Origin of the sequence: Pseudodesulfovibrio thermohalotolerans, assembly GCF_021353295.2 — a bacterium.
GTDB lineage: Bacteria > Desulfobacterota > Desulfovibrionia > Desulfovibrionales > Desulfovibrionaceae > Pseudodesulfovibrio > Pseudodesulfovibrio thermohalotolerans.
Window position 1 is genome coordinate 557,727 of record NZ_CP120635.1, and the last position, 16,469, is coordinate 574,195.

Annotated in this window: 15 protein-coding genes; 12 read left to right on the forward strand and 3 right to left on the reverse strand. The window is 53.3% G+C overall.

The window, feature by feature from the left end; genetic code table 11:
* Nucleotides 1–8: 8 nt before the first annotated feature.
* Nucleotides 9–308, reverse strand: a complete 300-nt coding sequence (locus tag LF599_RS02575) for a hypothetical protein (protein WP_279522175.1) — start codon at nt 306–308, stop codon at nt 9–11.
* 156 nt (nt 309–464) lie between these two features.
* Here LF599_RS02575 and LF599_RS02580 point away from each other — a divergent pair, with 156 nt between their 5' ends.
* Entirely contained in the window at nt 465–785 is a 321-nt protein-coding gene (locus LF599_RS02580) for a helix-turn-helix domain-containing protein (protein ID WP_279522176.1), read from the forward strand.
* Nucleotides 786–904: 119 nt separating this feature from the next.
* On the opposite strand, the gene LF599_RS02585 is transcribed toward LF599_RS02580, so the two are convergent.
* A complete protein-coding gene (locus LF599_RS02585; protein ID WP_269942703.1) occupies nt 905–1,291 on the reverse strand; it encodes a DUF6573 family protein in 387 nt (128 codons plus the stop codon).
* A gap of 213 nt (nt 1,292–1,504) precedes the next feature.
* Between LF599_RS02585 and LF599_RS02590 the strand changes: the two genes are divergently transcribed.
* From LF599_RS02590 to hsdR, 5 genes are all read left to right on the forward strand, one after another.
* Complete coding sequence (locus tag LF599_RS02590; RefSeq protein ID WP_279522177.1) at nt 1,505–2,989, forward strand: class I SAM-dependent DNA methyltransferase; 1,485 nt, start codon at nt 1,505–1,507, stop codon at nt 2,987–2,989.
* Nucleotides 2,986–4,203, forward strand: a complete 1,218-nt coding sequence (locus LF599_RS02595) for a restriction endonuclease subunit S (RefSeq protein ID WP_279522178.1) — start codon at nt 2,986–2,988, stop codon at nt 4,201–4,203. Before LF599_RS02590 ends, LF599_RS02595 begins: the two co-directional genes overlap by 4 nt.
* 1 nt (nt 4,204) lies before the next feature.
* Nucleotides 4,205–4,645: a hypothetical protein gene (locus LF599_RS02600; protein WP_279522179.1), complete on the forward strand. Its 441-nt coding sequence runs from the start codon at nt 4,205–4,207 to the stop codon at nt 4,643–4,645.
* Nucleotide 4,646: 1 nt separating this feature from the next.
* Complete coding sequence (locus tag LF599_RS02605) at nt 4,647–4,868, forward strand: hypothetical protein (RefSeq protein WP_279522180.1); 222 nt, start codon at nt 4,647–4,649, stop codon at nt 4,866–4,868.
* 310 nt (nt 4,869–5,178) lie between these two features.
* On the forward strand, nt 5,179–7,602 hold the full coding sequence (gene hsdR, locus LF599_RS02610) for an EcoAI/FtnUII family type I restriction enzme subunit R (RefSeq protein WP_279522181.1): 2,424 nt from the start codon (nt 5,179–5,181) through the stop codon (nt 7,600–7,602).
* A gap of 92 nt (nt 7,603–7,694) precedes the next feature.
* Here the strand turns inward: hsdR and LF599_RS02615 are convergent, their stop codons facing one another.
* Complete coding sequence (locus LF599_RS02615; protein ID WP_279522182.1) at nt 7,695–8,909, reverse strand: ISL3 family transposase; 1,215 nt, start codon at nt 8,907–8,909, stop codon at nt 7,695–7,697.
* Nucleotides 8,910–9,756: 847 nt separating this feature from the next.
* Between LF599_RS02615 and LF599_RS02620 the strand changes: the two genes are divergently transcribed.
* The 6 genes from LF599_RS02620 to LF599_RS02645 all read left to right on the forward strand — a co-directional run bounded on the left by LF599_RS02620 (nt 9,757) and on the right by LF599_RS02645 (nt 16,386).
* On the forward strand, nt 9,757–10,764 hold the full coding sequence (locus LF599_RS02620; protein WP_269942710.1) for a hypothetical protein: 1,008 nt from the start codon (nt 9,757–9,759) through the stop codon (nt 10,762–10,764).
* A 463-nt stretch (nt 10,765–11,227) separates the two neighbouring features.
* Nucleotides 11,228–12,055, forward strand: coding sequence for a protein phosphatase 2C domain-containing protein (locus tag LF599_RS02625; protein WP_279522183.1), 828 nt, complete (start codon nt 11,228–11,230; stop codon nt 12,053–12,055).
* 44 nt (nt 12,056–12,099) lie between these two features.
* Nucleotides 12,100–13,140, forward strand: coding sequence for an extracellular solute-binding protein (locus LF599_RS02630; protein WP_279522184.1), 1,041 nt, complete (start codon nt 12,100–12,102; stop codon nt 13,138–13,140).
* A 9-nt stretch (nt 13,141–13,149) separates the two neighbouring features.
* Nucleotides 13,150–14,196: an ABC transporter ATP-binding protein gene (locus LF599_RS02635; protein WP_279522185.1), complete on the forward strand. Its 1,047-nt coding sequence runs from the start codon at nt 13,150–13,152 to the stop codon at nt 14,194–14,196.
* 12 nt (nt 14,197–14,208) lie between these two features.
* Nucleotides 14,209–15,891, forward strand: coding sequence for an ABC transporter permease (locus LF599_RS02640; RefSeq protein ID WP_279522186.1), 1,683 nt, complete (start codon nt 14,209–14,211; stop codon nt 15,889–15,891).
* 174 nt (nt 15,892–16,065) lie between these two features.
* Nucleotides 16,066–16,386, forward strand: a complete 321-nt coding sequence (locus tag LF599_RS02645; RefSeq protein WP_269942715.1) for a DUF4372 domain-containing protein — start codon at nt 16,066–16,068, stop codon at nt 16,384–16,386.
* Nucleotides 16,387–16,469 lie beyond the last annotated feature (83 nt).

A 16,469-nucleotide genomic window follows, 5' to 3' on the forward strand; every position in this document is an offset into this window, starting at 1 on the left:
GTCGGCTCCTAGATGTTCTTGACCCAACTGGCGTTCGGGTTGTTGTTGGCGAAGTAGGAATTCAGATATTTCCCTTCCAGTGTATAGACCATCACTCGCCGGTCGTGTTTGAGCAGGTAGATTTTGTTGTCATAGATTTGCAGCTCCCTGTTGCCCTTGTCGTGACACGCAAGGAGCGGTTTGAGCCTGTAGCCCACCTCGTTGTAGACAAAGACATCGCCGTTGGGTTCAAGGCGAATTTGCTGTGCAAGGTTGCCTATGGTCTGAGCCGAGTCGCCGTTGGAAAAAAGTTTCTTGAAGAATCCCATGTCTGTTCCTTTTCGATTGAGTGTGAATAATACCGTTACATAGAATTTCAGTCGAATATTCTGCCTTTCAGTAGAAAAATCAAGTATAAATTCAACCTGTGGCTTGTGTATACCCCACCGATAGGCGGTCAGTATGGTTGTCCAAAGGAGTAGAGCATGGATGACCTTACAAAACGCTTGGGCGGAAGGATCAGGAAGCTGAGAAAAAGCCGTGGGCAAACCCAGGAACAATTGGCCCAGGAGGCCGGTGTCAGCGACAAGTATCTGAGCGAAGTGGAACGCGGCGTGAGCAAGGTGTCTGTCGAAGTCCTTGATAAGGTCGCCTCCGGCCTGAATGTCGAACTCCGTGATCTTCTCGCCATGGACCTTGAGGAAGACCGCAAGCAGATGGAAGACTACCTTGTCCGACTCATCAAAGGTGCCAGTGACGAGCAGCTTGTAATGCTCCAGCGGGTTGTCCGAGCGATCCTGGTGTAGGCCGGGGTCTCTTCCGCCTCTGTGGGACCTCTCAGGCGGAGCCTATAATAATGGGGGAGTCCCTTCCCGGTTGGCCTGGATGTCCCGGATTTTTCTCCACACCGACGGGCCAGGAAAAATTATTCATCTTCCGGCAGGCAGATCGTCAAGACCGGCTCGCCTTCATCGCCGGGGCCGACAACCGCTACGCATTGCACCTTCTCGAAGCGTGGCCCCTCTCCCATCAGAAAGAGCACCTCGAAGTAGACCCGCTCGCCATCCCAGCGAACTTTGGCCGCGTAGAACGTCATCAAGAGCACGTCATGAAGACGCCCACTGATGCTCTGGCCTTCGCAGTCGAGTCCGTCAGGCGGCACGATGTAGCCGTTGTAGAGATGGTCCGAGATTGCAACAGGCACTTTGAAGCCAGTCTCGTTGGCTTGGTCGGTCACGTCGATCAAAACTCCGTCTTCAATTGCTTGTTTGCGCGAATATGAGTAAATCAGTTCGAAGCCTTCAAAGCTCATTGGAATCTCCTTCAAATTTGAATTGTTATAAAAATTGAAGGGTATCCTCGGGCTAGGGCTTTGGTCACGGAAGAGAATGTCACTCCATGGATGTTCTTGTGTAACGGCGGGAAAACTATGAATAACCTTGCCAGCTCATGGTGGGTGTTTTATAGACAGTTCTAAAATTGCTTACCTTTAGCCTGAAGCGAATGAACTAAATCCGAAGGCAAAATGTTCGAACAAACTTTCAAGAATATCGATGACGTCCTCTGGAAAGAGGCTGGATGCTCTTCGGAGCTGGACTATACGGAGCAGTCCTCGTGGATGCTGTTTTTGAAGTACCTGGACGACTTGGAGACCGAGCGGGCCATGGAGGCGGAGCTGGTCGGCAAGGAGTATGACTTCATTATCGAAGACAAGTTCCGCTGGTCCGCCTGGGCGGCTCCCAAGAAGGCGGACGGCAGTTTCGACCATGATACCGCCATGACAGGCGATGACCTTGTCGGCTTCGTGAACGGAGAGCTGTTCCCGTACCTGAGCGGCTTCAAGGAGCGCGCATCCTCGCCCGACACCATCGAATACAAGATCGGGCAAATTTTCGGCGAGATAAAGAGCAAGTTCCAGAGCGGCTATTCCCTGCGGGATGCGTTGGAGTTGATGGACCAGCTTCGGTTCCGCTCCCAGCAGGAGAAGCACGAGCTTTCTCACCTCTATGAAGCCAAGATCAAGAACATGGGCAACGCCGGGAGAAACGGCGGCGAATACTACACGCCTCGTCCGCTCATTCGGGCCATGGTCAAGGTTATCAAGCCGAACATCGGCGAGACCGTTTATGACGGCGCGTGCGGATCGGCTGGCTTCCTCTGCGAAGCCCACGACTATCTGCGCTATGGCGAAGCTGGATGGATGCCCAATGGCAATGGAACGGCTCTGACGGTGGATCAGCTGCGTACGCTCCAGACCAAGACCTTCTATGGCAAGGAAAAGAAGAGCCTGCCCTTTGTCATGGCCATCATGAACATGATCCTGCACGGCATTGACGCGCCCAACGTCATTCACACCAACACGTTGGCGGAGAATCTGATGGACGTGCAGGAGAAGGACCGCTACGACATCATCCTCGCTAATCCGCCTTTTGGCGGCAAAGAACGCAAGGAAGTGCAGCAGAACTTCCCCATCAAGACCGGGGAGACCGCGTTCCTGTTCTTGCAGCACTTCATCAAATTCCTGAAGGCTGGCGGACGCGCCGCCGTGGTCATCAAAAACACCTTCCTTTCCAACTCGGACAACGCCTCCAAGGCGCTCCGGCAGGAACTGCTTGAAAGCTGCAACCTGCACACGGTGCTGGATTGCCCCGGCGGCACCTTCCTCGGCGCTGGCGTGAAGACCGTGGTGCTGTTCTTTGAAAAGGGCTCGTCCACTCGTAAGGTCTGGTACTACCAGCTTGATCCGGGCCGCAGCCTGGGCAAAACCACCGCCTTGAACGACGATGACCTGAAAGAGTTCGTGGAGTTGCAGGCGAACTGTGCGGACTCGGAAAAGTCCTGGACTCTGGATGCGGCGGACATCGACAAGACCACCTTTGACTTGTCCGTGAAGAACCCCAATGCGCCGGAAGAAGCCCCGCTCAGGGAGCCGCAGGAGATTCTGGCGGAGATTGCCGCGCTTGATGCGGAGAGTGCGGAACTGCTGGCTGAGATTGGGGAGATGGTATGATTCACTCCAATGAAAGCTGGAAGGATTTCCCTCTGGGAGAAATCTGTGAAAACCTAGACAGCAAACGAATCCCGATTACAAAAGCAAAAAGGGACAGTGGAAGCATCCCATATTATGGTGCATCCGGCATTGTTGATTATGTCGCGGACTACCTTTTTGATGAAGACTTGCTCCTTGTCTCTGAAGATGGTGCAAATCTATTAGCCAGAACATACCCAATCGCGTTTTCAATCAATGGCAAGACATGGGTCAACAATCATGCTCATGTGTTAAGATTTAAGGATTACGACTCTCAAAGGTTTGTCGAATACTACCTGAACTCAATTTCTTTAGAGCCATATGTAAGCGGGATGGCTCAACCCAAGCTGAATCAGAAGAAGCTCAATTCAATACCTGTTCCATTTCCTCCCATCCCAGAACAACAACGCATCGTCACCATTCTGGATGACGCCTTTGAGCGCATTGATGCAGCCATCGCCAACACCGAAAAGAACCTCGCCAATGCTCGGGAACTTCTTGAGAGAACTATTGAAAGCGTTTTTGGCGATCCATATGAGCAGGGCTGGAAAGAGTCAATCGTCGAAGAGCTTGCTTTGAAAAAGAAAGGTTCGATTAGAACAGGACCTTTCGGGAGCCAGTTGCTCCACAGTGAATTTGTTGAGTCAGGAATAGCCGTTTTAGGAATCGACAATGCTGTCAATAACGAGTTTAGATGGGGGAAGTCGCGATTCATCACCGAAGAGAAATATGAGCAGCTTGAGAGATACACAGTAAAGCCAGGTGATGTAATCATTACCATAATGGGAACTTGTGGTCGATGTGCAATTATTCCTGATGATATTCCGACAGCAATCAACACCAAGCATCTTTGCTGCATATCACTTGATGAGAATAGATGTTCACCTGAGTTCTTGCACGCCTATTTTCTTCATCACCCCATTGCGAGGGACTATCTTGTACGAAAAGCGAAAGGGGCAATAATGGCTGGACTTAATATGGGGATTATTAAGAAGCTACCTGTCATGCGTCCCTCCTTAGTTTCGCAAGAAGAGATTGTCATTAAAATAGACACATTGAAACAGCTTCATGCAGACCTAGAGGTCAATTACCAGCAAAAGCTAAACGCCCTCACCGAACTCAAACAATCCATCCTCCAGAAGGCTTTCGCTGGTGAACTCACTGCCGAAATGAACCAGGAAGCATTGGTGAATTGACATGGGCAACGAAGAACAGGAAAAACAGCTTAGGGAGTGGTACGAAAAAAATCGTAGCCACTATTTAGGGAGGGTTGAGTCGCAGCAATTATTGTTCGACAAGACGCTTATTCTGTTGTCGTCTGGAGCCGTCGCTGGTTTGGTGTCCGTGGCGGATAAGGTTGGCTCGGTTTGGTGGTTGAAGGCCACAATTGCCATGTTTCTTGGGGCTATTGTTTCGTCGATGCTTTCTCTGGTCTTTTCGGTGAACCTTCAGAATAGTTTTATGGAGCAATTTGACAGGAATTTCAAAGAGCAGGAATATGGCAAATCATTGGCCTCCGCCTGGAATTCATGGGTTGGGATTACCAATATAGTGACCATTGTTTGTGCCGTACTAGGAACTATTGGGATAGCCGTTTTAGTGTGGGGATATACACCTGCCTTGAGCAAAGGAGCTTAAAATGAGTAAGCGAATTAAATTCAATGATGGAATGTCATCCGTTCAGCCCAGTGCTGTAAGGCTTGAGGAGGGTGTTAAAGGCAGCCAGCCGAGTGTCGCCCCTGGTAGCGATGGATTTGGCATGAACGGGCAACAGCCTTCTGTTGCGCCTGTGTCTTCTTCGGCGCCGCAGAATGGTGGAAATTCCGTGGACAACGGAACAGGCAGCGATAGCAAAAAATAGCACACGCTATCTAAGGATTGCGCTGGTAACATACTTAGGGCGGTAGCCCGAAAAACGGAGGTCGCAATGAGTGAGAAAACCAACTCTCGGGGCGGGAGGCCCTCTGGGTCGGATCTGGAAATAGCCACAAATGGACAAAAGGGAGCACAACCTAGCATTGTGCCAGGGATAGAAGGGCTAGCTGGCGCACAGCCGTCTACTCCTCCTTTGCAGTCCTCAAAACAACAGCCTTCAGGCTCCTCGGGAGGTAAAGACAACAAATAGTTTTTATTGGTGCCGCCGTTGCGAATACAATCTGAGGAACAAGCCCATGCCTGACCATGCACTATGCGACCTGAACGAAGCGGAAACTCGTGCGGAGCTGATTGACCCGGCTCTTGCCGAGGCTGGCTGGGGTAAGGTCGATGGGAGCAGGGTCAGACGGGAAGTCATCACCCATGGACGCCTGATCGGCGGCGGAAAACGGAGCAAGCAGGACATTGCGGATTACGTGCTCGTCTACCGAGGACACAAGCTGGCGGTCATCGAGGCCAAGCGCATAGGCTTGCCGGATACGGAAGGAGTCGGACAGGCGAAACGCTACTCCGAAATGCTTCAGGCGCGGTTCGCGTATTCCACCAATGGCAAGAGTATTTACTGCATCGATATGAAGACAGGTGACGAGGGATACGTCGATGACTATCCCACGCCGGAAGAACTCTGGGATGCGACCTTTGCCGAGCAGAATCTATGGCGGAACCGGTTTGCCGAGGTCCCGTTCGAGGACAAAGGCGGCACATGGGAAGCCCGCTACTACCAGCACAACGCCATCAATCAGGCGCTGGAAGCCATTGCCGACGGACGTGACCGCATCCTTCTGACGCTCGCTACCGGCACAGGCAAGACCTTCATCGCGTTCCAGCTCGCCTGGAAGCTCTTTCATAGCCGTTGGAATCTCAAGGACTGGCGCGGCGGTGAACTTGGCCGCAGGCCACGTATATTGTTCCTGGCAGACCGCAACATCCTGGCGGATCAGGCGTACAACTCGTTTTCCGCGTTTCCTGAAGACTCGCTGGTTCGCATCTCGCCGGATGTGATCCGCAAGAAGGGCATGGTTCCCAAGAACGGCTCCATCTTTTTCACCATCTTCCAGACCTTCATGAGCGGACGTGACGCGGGCGGTAATCCCGCCCCCAGTTTTGGCGACTATCCGCCGGATTTCTTTGACTTCATCATCATCGACGAGTGCCACCGTGGCGGGGCCAATGACGAATCCACCTGGCGGGAGATTTTGGAGTACTTTTCACCGGCTGTGCAGCTCGGTCTGACCGCCACTCCCAAACGGACCACAAACGTAGACACCTATGCCTATTTTGGCGAGCCCGTGTATGTGTACTCGCTCAAGGAAGGGGTCAACGATGGCTTCCTGACGCCGTTCAAGGTCAAGCAGATCGCCACGACCCTGGATGACTACGTGTACACCTCGGACGACGAGGTGCTTGAAGGCGAACCGGAAGAAGGCAAGCGCTACACCGAAGAGGAGTTCAACCGCGTCATTGAGATTCGAGAGCGGGAAAAATACCGCGTGAAGGTGTTCATGGACGCCATTGACCAGACCCAGAAGACGCTGGTCTTTTGCGCGACCCAACCGCACGCCCTTGCCGTTCGGGACCTCATCAATCAATACAAAGAAAGCAGTGATCCCAACTATTGCGTCCGCGTGACTGCTCATGATGGCAAAGAGGGTGAACGCTGGCTGCGGGTTTTCCAGGACAACGAAAAGACCATCCCGACCATCCTGACCACTTCCCAGAAGCTTTCCACCGGGGTGGATGCCAGGAATGTTCGCAATATCGTCCTCATGCGTCCGGTCAATTCCATGGTCGAGTTCAAACAGATCGTGGGACGCGGCACCCGCCTCTTTGACGGCAAGGATTATTTCACCATCTACGACTTCGTGAAGGCATACGAGCACTTCAACGACCCGGAGTGGGACGGCGAACCTGTCGAACCGGAACCCTGCAAACGCTGTGGGAAACATCCCTGCACTTGTGTGGTCGATCCTCCTCAGCCATGTTCGGTATGCGGCAAGCTCCCTTGTGAATGTGAACAGCCCGAGCCTGAGCCATGCCCGGTATGCGGCGAGACACCGTGCATTTGCAGGAAAGTCAGCAAGGTCAAAGTCAAGCTGGCGGACGGCAAGGAACGAACTATCCAGCACATGATGGCGACTACCTTCTGGGGACCGGACGGCAAACCGCTCTCATCGGCGGAATTCATCCAAGCCTTGTATGGCTCACTGCCCGAGCTGTTCCGAGATGAAGACGAACTTCGCGCCATCTGGAGCAAACCAGACACCCGCAAGAAGCTTCTCCAGGGCCTTGAAGACAAAGGCTACGGAGCCGAACAACTCCGGGAACTCAGCTCCATCATCAACGCCGAAGACAGCGACCTCTATGACGTGCTGTCCTTCATCGCTTTCGCCCTGGCTCCTGTCTCCAGAGAAGAACGGGTAGAAGCCAGGAAAGACCTGATCTTCGAGAAATACGACGACACTCAGCAAGAGTTCCTGTCCTTTGTCCTCGGCCATTACGTTGCCCAAGGCGTTGGCGAACTGGATCAGGAAAAACTACCCGACCTGCTGACGATCAAATACGGCTCGGCACCTGACGCCGTGGCGGTACTTGGCAGCGTGGCGGCGATCAGGGATGTATTCGTTGGGTTTCAGGAGCAGTTGTATGTGCGGGTTGAGTAGCGGAGGTTTATTCGGTGGCTGATAAAAGTACATCTTCAGAGCATTTGGTCTCCTCCCCTGTCGGAGCTCTTCCGGATGGGAATTTAGATGGTTCATCCGGCTAAAGCGTACTTTGCTTCGTGAATCCCCATGATCCTGAGCTTGAAGAACTCGGTATCCCGATAGCCGTAGGCTTGCCGTTTTAGGGTCTTGATCTTGTTGTTCGTCCCTTCGATTGGGCCTGATGAGATGGGGTGATCGTAGTAAGCGAGGATGCCGAAACGATATGTGGCAAGCGTCCTCGCCATGACCCGCAAAGGGCGTATCTCCGAGGCTTCGGCCCTGGCGATCCAGTCGTTGATGACCTTCTCTGCCGTCGCCTTGTTCGGCTGGGACCAGAGTTGTCGCAAATCCTCTTTCAGATAGTAGGCTGTCGCCAAAGGTTTGTTCAGCCGCAACGCTTCATCCAAGCGCTCCTTTTCATCGCGGCTTTCATCCAAATTTTCCGGGTTTTTCAGCAGAATCCACCGAGTCCCTTTGACCGCCTTTCTTTCAAGTGGAGAGGTGAGTTCCCGAAAGATCTGGCGGCGTATCTGTGTGATCTTTTCATGCATCAGCTTGACCACATGAAACCGGTCAAACACGATAGCCGCATTCGGCAGGTTCTCCATGACAGCGCGGATGTAGCCGGCATTCATGTCCGTCGCCACAGCCGCAATCTTGGCTTTTGTCTTCTTGAGACGTTCCCAAAACGGAATCAGCGTTTCTCGGCTTCGTCCTTTGCCAACAAAGACGACTGCGCCACTTTCGAGGTCCATGACCAGCGTGAGGTACTTTTGCCCTTTGCGGACGCTGATTTCGTCGATGGCGATATACTTGATCTTTCCCAGGCTGGGTCTTGAAAAACGGCGAAACAGATAACGCTTGAAGATCGATTTGATGGTGTCCCAACCAACGCCCAGCAGGTCGGCAACATCCTGAATCGTCATCTTTTTTGCCAGGGCGAGAGCATATCGTTCAAACGCTTTCGTATACCAGCGCCTGGGCTCGGCGATCTGAATGTCGATCAAGCGAATGACGCCGCAATTGCGACATCCTACCCGTTGGACGGGAATGACCAGCCAGACGGGCTTGAAACCGATGGGCACAGTCTGAACCCATCTTTCGGCAAAGCCGTGGCGAATGATGTTTCTGGAATGGCAGCAAGGGCAACGAATCAACTCATCCTGGGGCTGCACTTTCAGGATGATGTTGCCTGCGATGAAATCCTGCCGAACGTAGTCGTAGCCTCGCAGGCCGAACGCGTGGTAGATGAAACTCGTGGACATGGCGATTACTCCCTCCGCTGGTTGGTGATGCTTCCAACGGTTGGACGCCATGTCCTTTCATTTTGTCAAAAGTACGCTTGAACCGGATGAACCCTTTATTCAGGCAAACACATGCCTATGTGTCCAGGACACACTTTCTTGTGTCCGAGGACACAACGACGATGTCATAAGATTCGGGTCGGTTATCGCTAGGACACAACCGGGCACAGGGCTGGACACATAGTAGCTAAGGTGGTGTTTTTTTTATTGTAAATCTTTGAAATTCATCAGTGAATACAGATACCTATGGGCACACTGTCACGCCGGAGGCCGAGGGTTCGAGTCCCTTCGGCTCCGCCAGTAAAGAACAAGGACATCAACGAAAGTTGGTGTCCTTTTTCAGTTTCTTCGTCCGAAAGATCTCGGACACATCCGTCGGACAGATCTGTACTTTTAGGTCGCAACCGCGGTGGATTGGACTGTCCGTTTCGTTGCGGCTTCCGGTTGATCGCTTTTGTCTCGCTGAATTTGCGCAGCAAGAGCATTGTGCCGAATTGGGCATAAGTCTGGTCGGCTATACTTGGAGTCGTTCTTCAACGTATCTTGCCGTGAGAGAGTTTTTATGCGGCAAACAATGTTTTAAATGCTCTCGTTTTTCTATTTGTATTCATTATGAATTCTGTGTCGTTATTCGACTTGAAGAAGCGGATGCATATGCCGGGTGACTTGAGTGCGCTGTTGGTGTTTCTGCTGCTCGGAAAGGACACGGGGCAACGATGACTAGCAAACGCCTGTGGTTTTCCCTGAGCGGCCAACAGATGGAAACAGTGCGAGGCGGAATGCATCCGTTGGGCATACGGAGTGAAAGATGGATATGACGATTGCTGATTTGAAAAGATTCAATGAGTTCCTGGATTCAACGCTTGATCCAAGGGATTTGGATGAGGCATTTATCACTTCAAGGCAAGTTGAGCTGGAGGACATATCCAAGAATTCCGATGGTAAATATTTGCCTCTTATTGCCTTGAGCTATGCGAAGTTGCTGGAGTTGACCGTTCTATTGGCTGGAAGGTGTTCCGACAATGGCCAACTCGTGGATTTTGGGGACCTTGTGGTAAATCCTCGGCACATGGACGTCTGCATCCTGAATACTGGTTTGATAAAAGAGGATTTCGGCATCACTGACAATATCCCGCTTTGGTTCAAGAGACAGGTGCGAGAGAGGGCTGGGGACCAATATTCTGAAGATCTGGGAAGAATGGTTGTTGATCCGGTTCTGCTGTCACACTTTGTTGAAAATGGGTTGCTGCTGAGAACGGTGAAAAAGGATAGGCATAGGCGATTGAGCGATCAGTTCCGGTATTGCATTTCGGATGAGCCCCGGTTTGCTTTTTCAACATATGGTGAGCGGGTTACACCTGTCGTCCATGACGCGGTAAAAGTGCTTGGTTGCGGATGCGGAAGGGCCGAGTGTCCCGATGTCGCATCCTGGCTCGCCGACAGCACAGTGTTGAATATAGTTAAAGGTGCTTTGAAAACCGATCTCATGGATGTGTTGCGTGAACTCCTGTCAACTGATTACCTGAAATCAATTGATAAAAAATTTGAAAAAGCCTGTAACTCTCTGCACTATGTAAGCATGGGAAGGAAAAATTATTCTAATTTTCCGTATGGTGAAGTAAACATATCAGAGTGGGATGAGATCAATAGCACACTGTGTTATTTCAATCTGGATGGTTATGGTGTCATTCAGTCGGAATTGGATGAAAGCCTTTCCAATCCCTGTTACAGAAGCCCATTTTTGGACATATCGTTGTACAATGCATCCATGCCGCAGGACGCAATTCAGACACGAATGGCCAGGAATTTCATGTAACGTTTCCGCATCACTTGACAGGCCCAAGCAATCTTGGAAAACCGACCAACTGAATTCATGAGCCACGTCGGGCGGCTTCATTCCGGTCACGCCGGAGGCCGCGAGTTCGAGTCTCGTCGCCTCCGCCAGCCACAAAAGCAGCTAAGGTAGCTGGTTACGATAGGAAGTCCAGGGGGGCTTCCCCGGGCTTTCTGCGTTTGCATACCCCCCGATGCGGTTTTTGCGTAAAAAGCCAATGTAAAGAAGTCTTCCGTTGAATGCGCCAACGAGCGTGACGCAAGTAGATGAAGCGGCAGGCCGAGTCTTCCTAATTGCCTAGTTCCATAGCAGCCCTTTGTCTTGTCTGTGTCCATAGGCGTTATTGATAAGTTGAATGCGTAGGGAGCGGGTGCTGCTAAATATCTATTGGCCATGGTTTCCTATATTGGATATTTGAGCAATTGGTCGGACTTGGAGACGCGTTATGTGGGCTGATTCATTGTTGGAACAGGGGGCCGGGGCTCTGAATGAAGATTGGCTTATCGTGGATGGCGATCTTTTTGGCGTGTTCGACGGCTGTACCAGCCTGACTCCCGCCACCTATGAGGGTGGGCGTACGGGCGGTTTTCTGGCTTCACATATTGCCGCCGAGGCATTCCAGGGAAAGAGGGCGTCGCTGACCGAATCGGCCGAGCTTGCCAACCGGTCGATCCGACTGGGCATGGTCGAGCGTGGTGTCGATTTGACCGACAAGCGGAATCTCTGGAGCGTCAGCGCGGCAGTGGTACGCATACAAAACGGCGTGATGGAGTGGGTACAGATCGGTGATTGCCGAATTCTGTGCGTTCGTCGCAACGGCGGCTTCAGCTTGCTGTGCGATATTCCCCACCAGGATGTTGAGACTTTGAGTCTGTGGCAGGAAGCGGCGTCATTTACGGACGCACCAATCGGCGTGGCCATGCATGAACAGATCGTCAAGGTCCGCCGCCGTATGAATGAAGACTATGGCGTCTTCAGCGGCGAGCCGGAAGCCATGGCTTTTCTCCAGACCGGATCGTGCCCGCTCGACGATATCGGCCATGTGCTGCTGTTCACCGATGGGCTTTTACTGCCCGTCGAAAACCCCCGCGAGGAGCGGGGATATGGCGAACTCGTCGGCCTGTATCTCCGTTCAGGCCTCCAGGGGGTCCGCGACCATATCCGGCGCATTGAGGCTACTGATGCCGGATGCCGCATCTATCCCCGTTTCAAGACCCATGATGACATCGCAGCCATCGCCATTGACTGCCGTTCCGGGATTCACCCGGACTAGGGATATCTTTGCTTTTCAACATACAACTTTGATGGAGGGCTTTCATGAACTTCATGCATGCTGTCAAAAGGGGAGTTTTTGCCCTGCTCATCGCCTTGCTGCCTGCGGTCGCAATGGCTTCGGGCGCGCAACTGGAAGAGAAAGTAGTGGTCTACTCGACCCATGGGGAGTCCATGCTCGAGCTGGTGGCTGACGAATTCGAGGCCGCTACCGGCGTCAAAGTCGAGTTCATCAACCTCAAGGGAGAGCTGGCCGACCGGGTGAGAGCGGAAAAAGCCAATCCGCAGTCGGACGTCATGTACGGTGCGCCGTCCTCCGTGTACCAGGAGCTCAAGGCGGAAGACCTGTTCGACCGGTTCACCCCGGCATGGGCGGACAATATCAATCCCCTCTTCAAGGACAAGGAAGGCTACTGGTACGGTACCATCCAGACTCCCGTGCTGATGTTCTACAACACCGAAATGATGAGTAAGGCCGACGCCCCCAAGGATTGGTGGGACCTGGCCGATCCCCGGTATAAAGGATTGATCGTCTCCCGCAACGCCCTGTCCTCCTCCGCCCGTGCAACGTATTCCGCCCTGTTGCAGCAGTTCGACAAGAAGGGCGATCTCGATGACGGCTGGAAGTTCCTCAAGGGTATGGACGCCAATGTCAAGCGGTACTACGGGAGCGGCTCCCTCCAGTATCAGGCCGTCGGCCGCAAGGAGGCCGCCGTCAGCTTTGCCGTTCTCAACTCCGTCATTGACAACAAGATCAAGAACAAGATGCCCTTGGAAATTATCGATGCAAAAAGCGGCTCCCCGGTGATCACCGACGGTATCGCCGTCATCAAGGGGGCCAAGCACCCCAACGCAGCACGGGCATTTGTGGAGTTCACGGGCGGCGCAAAGGTGCAGGCCCTGCTTGCCAACAAGTTCAATCGCATGCCAACGTTGCCCGAGGCTCTGGCGGCCGCTCCCAAATGGATGAGCGAAATCTCCTTCCGCGTCATGGACGTCGACTGGGGCGCTCTGGCCGCAAAACAGTCGCAGTGGATGCAGTACTGGGATTCGGAAATCAAGGATTCCGCCAAGGACAAGAAATAGGATTGAGCCATGGGACATGTCGTCCTGAAGGACGTGGGGATAGCCTTTAACGGCGTTTGGGCCTGTACCCGGGTCGAACTGTCCATACGAAAAGGAGAGTTCTTTACGTTCCTGGGGCCTTCCGGTTGTGGAAAGACGACATTGTTGCGCCTGATTGCGGGGTTCATCTCCCCGCAATCAGGCGCTGTCCATATCGACGGCGAGGATGTGACGCATCTGCCCCCCGAAAAACGCAGGGTGGGCATGGTATTTCAGAATTATTCCCTGTTTCCGTTCATGACCGTCCGGCAAAACATCGAATATGGGCTCGGCATCCAGAAAAAAAGCGCCCGTGAGCGGCGGGATATTGCAGCGCTGTACATGGAGATGGTCGGGCTTGCCGGATTCGGCGAGCGCTCGGTGACGGATTTGTCCGGCGGAGAACAACAACGTGTGGCGCTGGCCCGTTCCCTTGCCGTGGAACCGGATGTCCTGCTTCTGGACGAACCGCTTTCCAATCTGGATGCCCGGTTGCGCGACAGGATGCGGTCCGAGATCAAATCTCTGCAGCAGCGGCTGGGCATCACCACGATTTTCGTCACCCATGATCAGACCGAGGCATTGACCCTGTCCGACCGCATCGCCGTGTTTGACAAGGGGTGCGTGACGCAGGTCGGGACGCCCCAGGAGGTGTACGACACGCCGCAAAACGCCTTTGTGGCCCGATTCGTCGGTGACACGAACCTGTTCCCGGCAACAGTGTCGGACGGCAGGGCGACCCTGGAGAGCGGGTTGGAACTGCGGTTTTCCTCTGCCGCCGGTGGAGAACGTTATGTCTCAATACGGCCTCAGAACATAGCTCTGTCCAGAGAGGCCGTGGACGCGCCGAATTCGTTTGCCGGACAGCTGGTGGAGCGCCAGTTGAACGGGGTTTGGATTGAGTCCGTCGTCCAGGTGGGGAAAACGGTGCTGCATGTGGCCGAGTTGAATACTGTGGCACGGGGTCCCGCCTTGAACCCGGGCGACCCCATCTGGGCGACCCTGCCGGAAACGGCCCTCATGGTGCTTGATGACTAAGCCGGAGTTTGTGTGTCCCCGTTCATGAGACGATGTGGGCGGCGTTTGCTCTCCGGGATAGGGATTCTGGCCCTGCTCTGGGTGCTGGTGGGATACATTCTGTACCCGGCCTTGACCTCCTTGGTGAAAAGCTTGGCTGGGGAGAGCGGCTTCAGCCTCGGTAATTATGCAGCTTTTTTCTCCTCGTCCTCCAGCCTTCTGGTCTTGCAAAATACGCTTGTACTCGGCGCGCTAACCGTCCTGCTGTGCGGCGTTGTGGGTACCGGTTTAGCTTTTTTGGTCCATTTTTTCGAGTGCACCCATCGGGATGCGATCGACAAGTTGCTGCTGCTTCCAGTGATGATGCCCGGCATCATCATTGTTTTTGCCTTTGTGCAGCTATACGGCGAGAGCGGGCTGGTGACCAAGACCCTGGAGCTGCTTCTGGGATTGGGCGAGGCTCCGTATGATTTTTCCGGCCTGCCCGGGATATTGTTCGTGCATGTCTACACGCAGTACGTCTATTTTTATCTCACTGTGTCCCTGTCCATCCGGCACATTGATCTTTCCATCATCGAAAGCGCGAGAATCCTCGGGGCATCCCGGACCAAGGCGTTCACCTCGGTGATCCTTCCCTCCATCGCCCCGGCACTCATCACATCCGCAGCGGTGACGTTCATGACGGGGATCGGCTCATTTTCCGCGCCGAGCATCATCGGCGGGAGATACAAGGTCCTGACCACCCAGATACTGCTTTCCAAGGCCAACAACTTCATGGAGACCGCCGCCGTCCAGGTGGTTGTCCTGACCGTCTTTTCGCTGCTCTTCTTCGCTGTGCTGCGGCGGTACGAGCGACGGCGGCTGTTTTCCGGGTCGGTCAAGGGCGAGCCTTTCCGCCCCTTCAGGATTCAAAACACGGTCCTCCGCCGGAGCGCCGCCGCGCTCAAGGTCTTGTTGATCCTGCTGATCCTGCTTCCTTTCCTGACGATCATCGTCCTGTCGTTCGTGGACTCCGCTTCTTGGATGGTGAACATCTATCCCCAGTCGTTTTCCTTGGACAACTTCATGGCGATATTCGCCAAAAGGCGAAAGTTTGCCCCCTTCCTGAACAGCATTGAAATGTCTGTCCTGGCAGCGAGTTTCTGCCTGTTGGTGGCGGTGCCGTCCGCTTGGATCATCGACAAAACCAAGTTGAAGGTGAAAGGGCTGATCGAATTTCTGGTCATTCTGCCCTGGGCACTGCCGGCCAGCGCCATTGCCATCAACATCATCACGGCGACCAGTTCCCCCACCATCTTTTCCTTCAACACCATCCTGGTGGGCAGCTACATCCTGCTGCCCATGGGGTACTTCATCAAATCCCTCCCCATCGTGGTGAAGGTCGCCCATATTTCCTTTCAGGGGCTGAACCAGACTGTTGTCGAAGCGTCGAAAAGTCTGGGGGCAACAGGGAGCCGGACATTCCATAAAATTATCCTGCCCGTTGTCTATCCTGGCCTCCTGGCGGGATTCCTCTATACCTTAGTGCGCAGCATCGGAGAATATACTGTCTCGGCCTTTCTCTACAACGCATCCAACAAGCCCATGTCCATCGCCATGGTCAACGCTATTTTTGAATATGACATCGGCCTTGCCATGGCATACGGAACGCTGCTCATAGTTTTGACAGTCTGTCTGAGCATAATCATCGACAAAATTTCGCCATTGTTGAAGTAATTGTACAGGGAGTCTCCAGCGTTTGACACCCCCAAAGGGAGGGGGCGAATTCGTCAGGCACGACTCAAGTCAGAGGGCCTCAATCGTGTCCGGTTTAGCTGAAAGAAAAACGTCCAAAATCTCCGGGAATTGTGTTATTCATTGGTACCTAACCAATGAATAACAAAGGAGAATTTGGACGTATCTCACAGTAACGCAATCCTTGCTCAACTGCTATCCCTGATTCCGAGACATGTTTTTACGCAAGTCGAACGCGAGTTTCCGAGCGAACGAAAAGCCCGTGTCTTCAGCCGCTGGAATCAATTTGTCTGCCTTGCATTTATTCATATCGCGGCTCGGCATTCCATGCGCGATGGCTTGCGCAACCTCGCAGTAAACGCAAGAAAGCTTTACCACTTGGGAGCCAAGCCGGTGGCTCGCTCCACCTTTGCCGATGCCAATAGCAATCGTCCGGCAGCGTTCTTTCAGGCCCTGTTCGGCGCGGTGTACAAATAGTGCCAAGCTATTGCTCCCAGCCACAAATTTCGTTTCAAGAACAAACTGTTCAGTCTCGACGCGTCAACTGTCAAACTGAGTCT

Bases quoted from the DNA above. Each gene is read 5' to 3' on its own strand.
- LF599_RS02630 (WP_279522184.1), top strand. From the start codon at position 12,100: ATGAACTTCATGCATGCTGTCAAAAGGGGAGTTTTTGCCCTGCTCATC.
- LF599_RS02595 (WP_279522178.1), top strand. From the start codon at position 2,986: ATGATTCACTCCAATGAAAGCTGGAAGGATTTCCCTCTGGGAGAAATC.
- LF599_RS02600 (WP_279522179.1), top strand. From the start codon at position 4,205: ATGGGCAACGAAGAACAGGAAAAACAGCTTAGGGAGTGGTACGAAAAA.
- LF599_RS02615 (WP_279522182.1), bottom strand. From the start codon at position 8,909: ATGTCCACGAGTTTCATCTACCACGCGTTCGGCCTGCGAGGCTACGAC.
- LF599_RS02585 (WP_269942703.1), bottom strand. From the start codon at position 1,291: ATGAGCTTTGAAGGCTTCGAACTGATTTACTCATATTCGCGCAAACAA.
- hsdR (WP_279522181.1), top strand. From the start codon at position 5,179: ATGCCTGACCATGCACTATGCGACCTGAACGAAGCGGAAACTCGTGCG.
- LF599_RS02605 (WP_279522180.1), top strand. From the start codon at position 4,647: ATGAGTAAGCGAATTAAATTCAATGATGGAATGTCATCCGTTCAGCCC.
- LF599_RS02580 (WP_279522176.1), top strand. From the start codon at position 465: ATGGATGACCTTACAAAACGCTTGGGCGGAAGGATCAGGAAGCTGAGA.
- LF599_RS02635 (WP_279522185.1), top strand. From the start codon at position 13,150: ATGGGACATGTCGTCCTGAAGGACGTGGGGATAGCCTTTAACGGCGTT.
- LF599_RS02575 (WP_279522175.1), bottom strand. From the start codon at position 308: ATGGGATTCTTCAAGAAACTTTTTTCCAACGGCGACTCGGCTCAGACC.
- LF599_RS02620 (WP_269942710.1), top strand. From the start codon at position 9,757: ATGGATATGACGATTGCTGATTTGAAAAGATTCAATGAGTTCCTGGAT.
- LF599_RS02590 (WP_279522177.1), top strand. From the start codon at position 1,505: ATGTTCGAACAAACTTTCAAGAATATCGATGACGTCCTCTGGAAAGAG.
- LF599_RS02625 (WP_279522183.1), top strand. From the start codon at position 11,228: ATGTGGGCTGATTCATTGTTGGAACAGGGGGCCGGGGCTCTGAATGAA.